The following is a 12,206-nucleotide window of genomic DNA, read 5'->3' as shown; positions in this document are numbered from 1 at the left end:
CGATGGTCAAGGAGAGAAGGCGCCATGTTCGAGAAGATCGCCAAGGCGTTCACCGACAACCCGCTGACCGGCCTGGTCGCCGCGGCCGCCGACGCCACCTTGGGCAAGACGCCGCAGGGCTCGGCCCACGCGTTCAGCTTCGAGGGACTGCGGGGCGGCGATCTGCCGCTGTCGCAATTCGCCGGCCGGCCGCTGCTGGTGGTCAATACCGCGTCGAAATGCGGCTTCACCCCCAGTACAAGGGCCTGGAAGCCCTGTTCGAGACCTATGGCGGGCGGGGCCTGGCGATCGTCGGCGTGCCGTCGAACGATTTCGCCGGGCAGGAGCCGGGGACATCGGACGAGATCGCGGAATTCTGCGAGATCAACTTCGGCGTGACCTTCCCGCTGGCCGCCAAGGTGCCGGTAACGGGCGAGCAGGCCCATCCGTTCTTCAAGTGGATCGCCGATGTCCGCCCCTTCGCCCGGCCGCGCTGGAACTTCCACAAGTACCTGTTCGACGGCCAGGGGCATCTGGTCGAAGCCGCGGCCTCGTTCACCTCGCCGCAGTCGCCCAGCCTGGTCAAGGCGATCGAGAAGCTGTTGCCCGAGGCGGGAAAATAAGGCATCGCGCTTAAATCTCGTTGACGAATTGTCAATCGGCCATGCCTTATCCTTGGTGGCGCTGTGATCGGTTACGTGATGATCGCCGCTGAAGGTGAAGGAATTTGCCCGGAATGAGTGTCGTCGAACACGAGCCGCCGCCGCCGTCGCTGCTCCTCGCCGTGGCTGAACTGCGTGCGCTGCCGGAATTGTTCGGGGCCATCAATGCCCTGCCGTTGCTGCGGATGGCGCCCCGGGGCGACGGCCATCCGGTCCTGGTCATCCCGGGGTTCATGGCGTCCGACCTGTCGACCGTGCTGCTGCGCCGTTTCCTGACCCATCGGGGCTACCCGACCTATGCCTGGGACCTGGGGCGCAATCTGGGGCCCAACCCGCGGGTCGAGGATGGCTTGCGCGAGCGGCTGGTGGAGATGGTGCGCGAGCACGGGCGCAAGGTATCGATCATCGGCTGGAGCCTGGGGGGCGTCTATGCCCGGGAAATCGCCCGCGAGGCGCCGCAACTGGTTCGTCAGGTGATCTCCCTGGGGAGCCCGATCGCGGCCAGCCCCCGTTCGACCAATGCCTGGCAATTGTTCGAACGAATTTCCGGCAAATCGGTCGACGAAGTGGCCGAAGCCTACAGCGAAACCATCTTCGCCCCGGTCGACGGGGTGCCCAGCACGGCGATCTTCTCCAAGTCGGACGGGATCGTCGCCTGGCAGGGCTGCCTGGAACGGCCCGGCCCGAACCGGGAGAATATTCGGGTTCGCGGCAGCCATTGCGGCCTGGGTCACAATGTCTCGGCCCTCTTTGCCATTGCCGACCGGCTGGCCCAGAAGGAGGGCGACTGGGCACCGTTCAGGCCGTGCGGGCCGCTGGCCCTGCTTTACCCGCGCGCAGGCAGCAGCCGGAATCGTCTGTCTGCGGCTTGACATCGTGGTCGCCTCGGCCAGTGTGTGGCGTGACCTTGGATGAACAGACACTGGCGAGGCCATGACGGCATTACAGGTTGCCACCCCCTGACCGACGAGGAAAAGGCGGCGGCGCTTCGGCGCATGAAGCTCTTCGCGGGATCGATGATCCTGCTCATGGCAATGCTCTTCCTGGCCAGCCGCCTGCTGCACGATATCATTCCCTGGGTCGCGATCCCCGGTGCCTTCGCCGAGGCGGCCCTGGTGGGCGGGCTGGCCGACTGGTTCGCCGTGACCGCCCTGTTCCGCCACCCCCTGGGGATTCCGATCCCGCACACGGCGATCGTTCCGCGTAACCAGGCCCGTATCGGCACGACGCTGGGCCGGTTCGTCGCCACCAACTTCCTCAAGCCCGAGGAGGTTACGGCCAAGCTGCGCCAGATCGACGTTCCCCGCATCATCTCGCAGTGGCTGGAGGAGCCGGACAACCGGGCGAAGCTGTCCGAGCGGATGGCGCAGGCGGTGCCCGGCATCCTGGACGCGCTGGACGACGAGGATGTCGGGCGTTTCATGCAGACCAACCTCTCGGCCCGGGTAAAGGACATCGGCATCGCGCCGATCCTGGGCCAGATCGTGCAATTGCTGACCAACGAGGGGCATCACCAGCGCCTGCTCGACGAGTTGCTGGAGCGGGCCCACCAACTGGTCCATGACAACAAGGAACTGATCGAGAAGCGGGTGGACGAGCAACTGCCGCGCTGGCTGCCCAAGGCGGTCGACCGGGCGATCTATACCCGCGTGCTCTCGGCCCTGGAAAATACCCTGACGGAAATCCGCTCGCCCGACGGGCCATGGCGCCAGCAGTTCGACGAGGCGACCCGCGCCTTCGTGCATGAACTGCGGACCAGCGACGAAATGCGCGTCAAGGGTGAAGAGATCCTGCACCGCCTGCTGGCCAACGAGACCCTGAAGCAATATTTCCGCAACATCGCCCGCTCGCTGAAGGAAAAGATCATCAGCGATGCCAAGGCCGAGGATTCGGGCCTGCGCCGCCAGATCGACTCCGCCCTGCGGGTCTATGGCGAGACCCTGGCCCGCGACAAGGGCATCCGCGACACGCTGCAAAGCTGGATCGAACAGGCGGTGATCACCACCATCGTCAGCCGGCGCGAGCAGATCGGTGATTGGATCGGCTCGATCGTGCAGAAGTGGGACAGCCAGACCATCGTCACCAAGCTGGAAACCCAGGTCGGTCGCGACCTGCAGTTCATCCGCATCAACGGCACGGTGGTGGGCGGGCTGATCGGCCTTTGCCTCTATGTCGTCGAACGGCTGACGGCCTGACCAAAAAAGACGGGGGAAAGCCATGGCAGAAACGGTTCTCATCACCGGGGCATCGTCGGGGATCGGCGAGGCCATGGTCCGCCTGCTGGCCGAGCGCGGCTTCGACCTGGTGCTGGTCGCGCGCAGCAAGGGCAAGCTCGAGGCCCTCGCCGCGGAACTGGGCGCGGCGCACAAGATCAACGCCGTCGCCATGCCCCAGGACCTGAGCGATCCCAATGCCGCCGACGACCTGCTGGAACGCTGCGACCAGGCCGGTCTCACCATCGACTTCCTGATCAACAACGCGGGCTTTGCCCATCTCGACAGTTTCATGGCCTCGCCGGTCGAGGTGCTGCTGGACCTGGTGCAGGTGAACATCGCCGCGGTGGTCCATCTCGCCCGCCTGTTCGGCGGGCGCATGGCCGAGCGCGGCCGCGGCCGCATCCTCAACGTCGCCTCGATCGCCGCCTTCCAGCCGATCCCCTCGCTGGGCGCCTATGCCGCCTCGAAGGCGTTCGTGCTGTCGCTGTCCGAGGCGCTGGCGGTCGAACTTAAGGACAAGGGCGTGACCGTGACCGCCCTGTGCCCCGGCTTCACCGACACGCCGCTGGCGCAGCGGGCGACCGACCGCGGTTTCGATGCCCTGCCGATCCCCGGTTTCCTGCTGTCCGACCCGCAAGACGTGGCGCGCGAAGGGATCGACGGGGCGCTGGCCGGCAAGGTGATCGTCATCCCCGGCGTGGCCAACCAACTGGCCATCGGCGTCACCAAGTTCCAGCCGCGCTTCCTGGTGCGCACGATCAGCGGCCTGGCGGTCAAGCTGTTCAACCGCTCCCTGGAACGTACCTCCTAGGGAATCGAGGACGTGTCCGGTTCCACGGTCTGCGAGGCCCGCGCGAACCAGCCGTTGGTGCGGGCGATCGTGTCCTGCCGCACGTCCTGCCAGAACAGCGCATAGTCATAGGCGTGATAGTCGCGCCCCGGCAGCAGGACGGTGCGGTAGACGAAGGGTTCGGGTTCGGAGATGCGCAGGATGCCATCCAGGCACTGCGCGGCCACCAGGCCCGCGGTGATCGGTTCGGGCAGGCCGGTGGTGATCGAATGGACCGTGCCGCCGCGATTGGCCTCGCGCGGGGTCAAGACGCCGTCCAGGCGGAAGCTGACCGGATTGACGCACAGGATGGGGCGCCCGGCGATCGCCCTGAAGCCCTCGGGGCCGGCGGTATCGAAGACCTCGGCGGTCTCGCGGTAGAACGCGGGGGCGCCGTCGCGGGCAAAGCTCGACCAGGCCAGGACGCAGCCGAGATCGCCCTGGCCGGCGCAGGGCTTGAGCGTCGCCAGCGGCCCGTCGAAGCGGTCGAGCGGCAGGGGATAGCCGATGGCATAGGCCGCGATCAATTGCGCCCGCAAGGCGGGATCGGGGGCGACCACCTCGGCCAGCAGGCGCTGCAGGTGTACGGTGCCCTGGCTGTGGCTGGCCAGGATGAAGGGCCGGCCCTGGTTCCAATGGGCGAGGTAGTAGCGAAAGGCCCGCTCGACGTCGCCATAGGCGAGGGTCAGGGCCTGGCGCCCCTGCGACCGATGATCGAGGGCAAAGGCGGCCAGGGTCGCCTGGCGGTATTCCGGGGCATAGACCCGGCAGCAGCCGTTGAACACGGCCGCCTGGGTCAGGGTCGCGCCCAGCTCGGCCGCGCTCCTGTCGTCCCAGGGCGCGTTCCAGCCGGCGGCATCGATATAGGTCGTGGGGTGGACGAAGAAGACATCGGCCAGGGCGCGCGCCTGGTTGTCGCCGGGCACGGCCCCCGCGGGCACCTGGTCGGCTGAATCCTGTTTGTCGGGCAGGGCCATCCAGGCGGCGGGGTCGGCGTAGTTGGGCGCCGGCGGCGCATGCGACGCATCGAAGTCGCCGGAAGGGGTGGCCATGAACGCCAGCAATTCGAAGCGATAGGTGTAAGCACCGATCCCCAGGGCGACGATGACGAGCAGACTGACGAGAAGGATGCGGCGCATGAATTAGCTTGCCAAATGTGTGACCGCGCACGGCGCGTTCGTTGATGTTACCCACGGAACAGCGGAATTCAGTCTGACAGGGTCTACTTGTCGTGCCAATCGACAGGAGGCTCACATGTCCGAAGTTCTGCGCCAGAAGGTATTGGACCTTCTCAGTGAGGCGCTCACGTTCCAGCTGAATTTTGTCGCCCCGCCAATTCATGTTCGGGGAGATGGATTGTTCCGCGTGTGGGCCGCCGTCACCGCCAGGAAGATCGGCGTCAGGGTGGGGCCTCTCCCCCCTGATACAGCCGCCTTGTATGACAAGGTCCGCAACGAATTCGTCTTTCTGTCGTCATCCTTCGGAAACACCTACGGTGAAAAAGCAGCGATATTCCATGAATGCGTGCATGCGATGGCCGACATCGAGCATACGGTCGCGCGCGCCGTCGCGGAAGAGGCGGCGGCCTACGTCGCCGAACTGATGTACTTCAGAAAGCTCATCAGTGGCGGCAGGTCGGCGCGTGATGCTTACGGGCCCGGCCTCGAGCCTCCGCAAGCGAAGGCGGACGAAATCGCAGAAAGGATGCTTTATGTCGACGGCGTCTGGGCGGTACCTGTCCCTGACTTCCTCGAACTGCAAGACATCATCCTCAGACATAGAACCTACGCTCACCTCACCCGCGCCGACTTCTATCCCAACCGCGGTGTCTAGTTCAGCCCCTGTTGGCCCCGGTCATGGCAAAGCCTCGCTGCGCGCCGCGCAGGTCGAAATCGCGCAAGGCCAATCGCGCACAAAAAAGGGCGCCCGGTGGGGCGCCCTTCGTTGCGTGGGTGGTGCGGGCGATCAGTTCGCGGTGACCGTCAGGCCCAGGCTCTTGGCCAGGCCTTCGAGGTCTTCGAACTTGGCGCCGATCTCGGCGAAGGTCACCGGGGTCGGCGGCGCCAGGGCGATGGTAAGGCTCTTGGGGTTGTCCAGGAACTTGGCCACCGCTTCGACCGCGGCCTTGGTCACCGGGCCGGGCGCCGACTGCGCCTGCATGGCGACCATCTGCTTGGCCTGGGCCATCAGGGCTTCCGGGGTCTGTCCCTGTTCCTTGGCGGCGACCTTGAGGATGCGGCTGATCAGCGAATCGTCGACATAGCCGAGCGAGAGCTTCACCACCTTGGCCCCCATCAGCGCCAGCGGCGGCTGCATGGCGGCCGAGGCCTCCTGCAGCGCCTTGACGTCGAAGTCGCCGAAGTTGAACGACAGGGAAAGCGCGGCGCCGTCCAGCAGCTTGAGCGTGAAATCCTTCATGTCCATCGTCTTCGCCTTGGGATCATAGGCGTAGTCGACGTTCATTTCGAGCTTCAGCGCCTCGTAACCAAGGTCGATCAGCGGTTGGCGATCAGCCTCGGATTCGATCACCGTGGCCGGGAAGACGAAGCCGGCCAGCTTGGCCGTGCCCCGGGTGGCGATGCCGTCGACATAGTCGCTGGAACTCGCGACCAGCGAGGCCAGCGTGACCTTGTCGCCGGTCTTGGGCCCGATCGCGAGATCGGCCAGGTCGTAGCCGTCGACCCGCAGCTTGGCGAAGTCGGGCTCGGTCGCGGTGCCGGCGACCATGCCCTGCATCGCGGTGCCGACGTCGATCCCGGTCAGGATCAGGTGGCCCAGCTTGAACGAAACCTCGCCTTCGCTGGAATAGCCTTCCAGGCCTTCGAGCGCGACGCGCGCGGTGGCCAGGGCCTTCAGCTTGTCGATGGTCAGGCTGGCGATCTTGACTGCGTCATCCGGCGATTCGAAGCCGCTGGCATCGAAGCCCTTCACGGCGGCGCTGTCGAACGAGACCGCCATCAGGGCCTTCAGGCCCTCGGTGTCGGCATCGGCCATGCCCGGCGCCGCCTTGGCCAGGGCGGCGAGATCGCCGATGCCCAGGCCCTTGAGCGAGATGCTGCCGATCCCGACCTTGCCCGGCTTGCCCGGCTCCTGGGCGGCGAGCGTGGTGATGTCGAGCCCGCCCAGGGTGACGCCGTCGAAGGCCGTGATGTTGATCGCGGCGACGGTCAGCGAGGGCGCGGCACCCGGCTCGCCACCGCTGAGGTTCTTGAAGCCCAGCGAGTCGAAGGCGAAGGCCTGCAGCGCGTCGATCGCGTCGGCCGGGCCCATGCTGCCCAGGGCGCCCAGCGGCGGGGCCTTGGCGAACTGCCGGGCCCCCAGCGCCACGATGGCGAGGTCGTCGAAGGCGGCGCCACCCTGTTCCGGGCCGATTGTGACCTTGGCCGCGGTCAGCTTGTTGATCAGCGGCAGGCGGTCGGTCACCGGCTGGCCGCCATAGGCGGCCGGGTTGAAGATCTTCTTGATGTTGTCGAAGAAGACGCCGTCGACGACCACGCCGGTCAGCTTGAAGGCGCCGGTTTCGGTGCCGCCGGCATTCTGGCCGGCGAAGCGCACTTCGGCAAAGGTCAGCTTGGCGGCATCGCACTGCAACCCGGCATAGGTTGCCTTGGTTTCCGGCGCGAGGCTGGCGAAGGCGGCATCGATGTCGGCCTTGGCCGTGTTGCAATCGATGGCGGGGGCACTGGTGGTCCCGACCAGGGCCGGACCGCTGTCCTTGCCCAGGAAGTACCACCCGGCGGCGGCACCAACACCGATCACCACAGCGGTGACGGCACCGATCACGATCTTATTCATTTTCTCCCCTCTCGGTGAGTTCGAACTGAAGCTGAATGCAAGCGACGGCAGCCATCCGCCCGGCTCTACTGGCCGGTTTTCGGTGCGCAACCTAACCCAACACCGTGTCCAAGGCGAGACAATGGTGTGGATCACACTTTGGCCGATATGCGGGGATTGGCCCCGGCGAGCGGATCGCTTAGGCTGGCCGTCCCGGGGGAACTTACACTTAGGCGTCAAGTCCATGGCAGAGCGTTTGCTGCGTCGCGCGGCGGTCATCGCCGCAATCCTGTTGGGCCTGGTCGCAGGCCCCGGCTTTGCCGAAGAAGGCAAGGGTTCGATCCGGCCCGGCAAGCCGCGGCCGGAAGCGCCGTCGGCGCCGGGCGACGGCGACGGCGGCAGCGGCAGTGTCGAGGGCGATCCCGACAACGGCTGGGCCGCGATCGCCCAGGGCCGTGATCCGCGCCTCCTGCAGCTCAGCCTGATCTGGACCGGGCACTTCACCGGTACCGCCAACGGCAAGCTGGACGAGGCCACCAAGCAGGCCATCATCGCCTTCCAGAAATCGCTGGGCGACCGGGCCAACGGGCAATTGACCGATGCGCAGTTCGTCGAACTGCTGAAGCAATCCTCGTCCGCCCGGGCGCGGGTGGGCTGGACGACCTATGCCAACCAGGAACTGGGCTACCGGGTCGGCTATCCGGCGGTGGTCCTGACCAAGGCCCGGGCGACGGAAAACGGCGGCCGCATGCTGTCCAGCGCCGACGACAGCCGCCGGCTGGAGGTCGAGGTGCTCGACCCCATGTCGAATCCCGACTTCAAGAAATTCTTCGAAACCATTCGCGCCGGCGGCGGCAGCCGGCAGATCACCCGGGCCGAATTCGGCGGCACCTACTTCGTCTTCGAAGGCAGCGAAGGCAGCGAGCATTTCGTCGGCCGGGTCGAACAGCGGGCCAAGGCCCTGGTCGGCTTCAGCTTTTTCTATCCCGCCAGCGAGGCGGACGCCGCCGCCCGGGTGGTGAACGCCGTCGCCAACGAATTCTTCGTGCCCGAGGTCCTGGGGCCGCCCGAGCCGGCGCCGCCCGATACCGTGGCCGGCCTCTACGGCAAGAGCGAAGCGCGGCCGGGCGTCACCCCGTCCAATCCCGATACTGCCGGGCCGGACGAGCCCACCACGCCGCCCCGTCCCGATACCCCGACCCGTCCCGACCGGCCGCAAGTACCCCCCGTCGCCGACCAGAACGACCAGGTGCCGCTGCCGACCCTGCCGATGGCGGTTGCGACCCAGACGCTCGATCCCGCCGGGGTGTTCCAGAAGGTGAAGGATGCGGTCTGGGTGGTGGTCGCAGCACCCATGCGCGGCGGCCAGCCCTATCTCGACGACGGCTACAGCCAGGGCTCGGCCGTGGCGGTCTCGGCCCAGCACCTGTTCACCAATTGCCATGTGCTGGAGAACCAGCAGTTCTTCGGCATCTTCCGCAACGAGGACATGTCCGACCTGCGGCCGGTGACCTTGAAGCTGCAGGATGTCGAGGGCGACCGCTGCATCATCCGCGTCGACAAGCCCGACCTGCCCAGCTTCGTCACCATCCGCAGCCATGCCGACGTGGTGGTGGGCGAGCGGGCCTACACGATCGGGGCGCCGTCGGGCCTGGACCTGACCCTGGGCGAGGGGCTGGTCTCGGCCAAGCGCCGGCACGAAGGCCAGCAATATGTCCAGACCAGCGCGCCGATCTCGCCCGGCTCGTCGGGCGGCGGCCTGTTCGACTCCAAAGGCAACCTGCTGGGCATCACCACCTTCATGCTGCGCGACACCCAGAACCTGAACTTCGCCATCGCGGCGGAGGAATTCCTGCGCCCCGGCCCCACCGCCGGCGCGCGCTGAACGGGCAGGGAGGAAGGCTCGCGCCCCTTGAGGCGGCGCGGGCTTACCTGCACTATATCTCCTTACAGCGCGCTTGTAGGTAAGGAATTAGCGAATGCGGGCGACATTGACATCCAAGGGGCAGGTAACCCTGCCGAAGACGCTGCGGGACCAATTGCACCTGAAATCAGGGGACCAGTTGGATTTTCAGCTCGGCGCCGATGGCACGACGCTGGTGGTTCGTCCGGCGAACCGGCGCGCCACCGATCTCATCGGCATGGCGGCGCGGCCCGGTCGAGCGCCGCTCGACCTGGAGGCCATCGACGCGGCGATCGGCCAGGAGGTGGCCGCCAAGCAGGTGCGCTCGCGGCCGTGATCGGGCTCGATACCAATGTCGTCCTGCGCCTGCTGACCGGCGACGACACCGGGCAGTTGGCGGCCGCGCGTGCCCTTGTCGAGGCGGCAGGCGACCGGCCGTCGTCGTTCTATCTCAACCATGTCGTGCTGGCCGAATGCGCCTGGGCGCTGAAGGCCGGCTACCGTCTCGATCGCGGTGAAATTTCGCGTTGCCTGCGGGCGCTGGCCGAAACCCCGGCCTTCGAGATCGAAGGCCGCGACGTCGTCGTCGCCGCGATCGATCTCTACGAGACGGCGCCCGCCGACTTTGCCGACTGCCTGATCGTCGCGAAGAATGTCCTGGCCGGGTGCAGCCACACCGTTACCTTCGATCGCGACGCTCAGCACCTGCCCGGCGCCGGGCCGGTCTAGGTTGCCTACTGCTTCAGCCGGTCGGGGAAGTAGGTCCGCAGCTTGTCGACCTTGGGCAGGGCGACATGGGCGATGTAGGGCTGTCCCGGGTTCCGCGCGGCGTAATCATGGTGATAGGCCTCGGCCTCGAAGAAGGCGTCCAGCTTTTCCAGCGTGGTGACGATCGGGCTCGTGAAAGCGCCGGCCGCCTCCAACTGCGCGATATAGGCCACCGCGACTTCCTGCTGTTCCGCGTCGGCATAAAACACCGCCGAGCGGTATTGCCGGCCGACGTCGTTGCCCTGGCGGTTCAACTGGGTGGGATCGTGGGCGATCGAGAAGAACAGCTTCAGCAACTGGCCATAGGAGGTGCGCCTGGGGTCGAAGCGGATGCGGATCACCTCGGCATGGTCGGTCGCCCCCGTGCAGACGGTGCGGTAGTCGGCGGTCTGCGCTGTGCCGCCGGCATAGCCCGACATGACGTCGATGACGCCGTCGACCTGGGTATAGACCGCCTCGGTGCACCAGAAGCAGCCGCCGGCGAAGACGGCAGTCTGCACGGCGCCGTCGCCGGCGGCGATGTCGCGCGCCGGATCGGGGAACTCGGCGGGCTTCAGGCCGCGGCCGGTCGGGATCGGGCAAGAGGTCATGGCTTCAATCCTCGGGAATCGTGCGGCGGATCGTGCCGCATAGTCCGGTTCGACAGGCTTGTCTTTAAGTTACGGCGGGCATGGCCGCCATGACAATGGATCAGGGCCTCTTCACGGTCACGGGCGCCATGCGACGGGCTCAGGCCCGCGGATATCCTAGCTGCCGTACAGGACACCGGGCAGCCACATACCGATTTCCGGGAAGATGTAGAACAGCACCATCGAGAGGACGACGATCCACAGGAACGGCATCACGCCGGAGAAGATCTGGTCGATGGTGATGTGCTTGGGTGCCACGCCCTTCAAATAGAATGGCGCCATGGCGACCGGCGGCGACAGGAACGAGGTTTGCAGGTTCAAGGCGACCAGGATGCCGAAGAACAGCGGGTCGACCCCGAAATGGTCGAGCAGGGGCAGGAAGATCGGCAGGAAGATGATGATGATCTCGGTCCATTCCAGCGGCCAGCCCAGGACGAAGATGATCACCTGGGTCAGGATCAGGAACATGGTGGGCGAGAGATCCATGCCCTTGATGGCATTCTCGATCACCGCCTGGCCGCCCAGATAGGCGAAGACCGCCGAGAACACGGCAGAGCCGACGAACAGCCAGCACACCATGGCCGAGGCGCGGGCACTGAGGAAAACCGATTCCTTCAGCTTCTCGAAGCTGAAGCTGCGGTAGGCCACGCCCAGGATCAGGGCGCCCAGGGCGCCGATCGCGGCGGCCTCGGACGGGGTCGCCAGGCCGAAGATGATGGCCCCTAGCACGGCGCTGATCAGGATGCCCAGCGGCATGAACGAGGTCAGCAAGGACCAGATCACCGTGGTCAGCGGGACGTTACGCTCGGCCGGCGGCAGCTTCGGCGCCAGGCTGGGGTTGAGCACCACGCGGATGATGACATAGAGGATGTAGAGCCCGGTCAGCATCAGGCCGGGCAGGAAAGCCGCGGCATAGAGTTTCACCACCGAGACGCCGGCGGTGGCGGCATAGAGAATCAGCATGACGCTGGGCGGGATCAGAATCCCCAGGCAGCCGCCGGCGCAGACGACACCCGCAGCGATGCGCGGGTCGTAGCCCGCCCGCAGCATGGCGGGAAAGGCCAGCAGGCCCATCAGGGTCACCACCGCGCCGACGATGCCGGTTGCGGTCGCAAACAGGGCGCAGGTCACCAGCGTCGCCACAGCGAGCGCCCCGGGCAGCCAGCCGGCGGCGAGCTGGATCGACTTGAACAGCCGGTCGAGGATGTTGGCGCGCTCGATCACATAGCCCATGAACAGGAACAAGGGGATCGAGATCAGCACGTCGTTGGCCATGACGCTGAAGGTGCGCTGGACCAGCAACTGGAAAATGTGATCGCCCATGGCGTAGTAGCCAAAGCCGACGCCCAACGCCATCAGGGTGAAGGCGATGGGAAAGCCCAGCATCAAGGCGAAAATGAACAGGACCAGCATCGCCACGCCGATGGCGGGATCGGACAGGAACAT

At 66.4% G+C, this 12,206-nt stretch carries 12 protein-coding genes; 8 read left to right on the top strand and 4 right to left on the bottom strand.

The features are described from left to right. Positions 1–218: 218 nt before the first annotated feature. From D3874_RS18505 to D3874_RS18490, 4 genes are all read left to right on the top strand, one after another. Positions 219–602: a glutathione peroxidase gene (locus tag D3874_RS18505; protein ID WP_233560016.1), complete on the top strand. Its 384-nt coding sequence runs from the start codon at positions 219–221 to the stop codon at positions 600–602. Positions 603–715: 113 nt separating this feature from the next. After that, complete coding sequence (locus D3874_RS18500) at positions 716–1,513, top strand: lipase family alpha/beta hydrolase (RefSeq protein WP_119779487.1); 798 nt, start codon at positions 716–718, stop codon at positions 1,511–1,513. A gap of 39 nt (positions 1,514–1,552) precedes the next feature. Further along, the gene (locus D3874_RS18495; protein WP_119779484.1) at positions 1,553–2,836 is read left to right on the top strand and encodes a DUF445 domain-containing protein; all 1,284 of its coding nucleotides are present in this window, start codon (positions 1,553–1,555) and stop codon (positions 2,834–2,836) included. 22 nt (positions 2,837–2,858) lie between these two features. After that, positions 2,859–3,668 carry an SDR family NAD(P)-dependent oxidoreductase gene (locus tag D3874_RS18490; protein WP_119779482.1) on the top strand — a complete coding sequence of 270 codons (810 nt, stop codon included), beginning with the start codon at positions 2,859–2,861 and terminating at the stop codon, positions 3,666–3,668. Here D3874_RS18490 and D3874_RS18485 read toward each other — a convergent pair. Continuing rightward, on the bottom strand, positions 3,665–4,825 hold the full coding sequence (locus D3874_RS18485) for a DUF3089 domain-containing protein (protein WP_119779480.1): 1,161 nt from the start codon (positions 4,823–4,825) through the stop codon (positions 3,665–3,667). The genes D3874_RS18490 and D3874_RS18485 overlap by 4 nt on opposite strands. Positions 4,826–4,940: 115 nt before the next feature. Between D3874_RS18485 and D3874_RS18480 the strand changes: the two genes are divergently transcribed. Next, positions 4,941–5,519 (top strand): hypothetical protein, encoded by a 579-nt coding sequence (locus tag D3874_RS18480; RefSeq protein WP_119779478.1) that lies wholly within the window; start codon positions 4,941–4,943, stop codon positions 5,517–5,519. Between the two features lie 132 nt (positions 5,520–5,651). Here D3874_RS18480 and D3874_RS28635 read toward each other — a convergent pair whose 3' ends face one another. After that, positions 5,652–7,481, bottom strand: a complete 1,830-nt coding sequence (locus D3874_RS28635; protein ID WP_158596099.1) for a hypothetical protein — start codon at positions 7,479–7,481, stop codon at positions 5,652–5,654. A gap of 223 nt (positions 7,482–7,704) precedes the next feature. Here D3874_RS28635 and D3874_RS18470 point away from each other — a divergent pair, with 223 nt between their 5' ends. From D3874_RS18470 to D3874_RS18460, 3 genes are all read left to right on the top strand, one after another. After that, entirely contained in the window at positions 7,705–9,345 is a 1,641-nt protein-coding gene (locus D3874_RS18470; protein WP_158596098.1) for a serine protease, read from the top strand. A gap of 94 nt (positions 9,346–9,439) precedes the next feature. Beyond that, positions 9,440–9,700 (top strand): AbrB/MazE/SpoVT family DNA-binding domain-containing protein, encoded by a 261-nt coding sequence (locus tag D3874_RS18465; RefSeq protein ID WP_119779470.1) that lies wholly within the window; start codon positions 9,440–9,442, stop codon positions 9,698–9,700. Then, on the top strand, positions 9,697–10,092 hold the full coding sequence (locus D3874_RS18460; RefSeq protein ID WP_119779468.1) for a PIN domain-containing protein: 396 nt from the start codon (positions 9,697–9,699) through the stop codon (positions 10,090–10,092). The genes D3874_RS18465 and D3874_RS18460 overlap by 4 nt, the downstream gene beginning before the upstream one ends. Before the next feature lie 5 nt (positions 10,093–10,097). On the opposite strand, the gene msrA is transcribed toward D3874_RS18460, so the two are convergent. Together msrA and D3874_RS18450 are read right to left on the bottom strand one after the other, a co-directional pair. Beyond that, positions 10,098–10,721, bottom strand: a complete 624-nt coding sequence (gene msrA, locus D3874_RS18455; protein ID WP_119779466.1) for a peptide-methionine (S)-S-oxide reductase MsrA — start codon at positions 10,719–10,721, stop codon at positions 10,098–10,100. Positions 10,722–10,877: 156 nt separating this feature from the next. Then, positions 10,878–12,206: a TRAP transporter large permease gene (locus tag D3874_RS18450; protein ID WP_119779463.1), complete on the bottom strand. Its 1,329-nt coding sequence runs from the start codon at positions 12,204–12,206 to the stop codon at positions 10,878–10,880.

Source organism: Oleomonas cavernae (assembly GCF_003590945.1).
GTDB lineage: Bacteria > Pseudomonadota > Alphaproteobacteria > Zavarziniales > Zavarziniaceae > Zavarzinia > Zavarzinia cavernae.
Note: the sequence above shows the minus strand (reverse complement) of the source record. Positions and strands in the feature narration are given on the sequence as shown.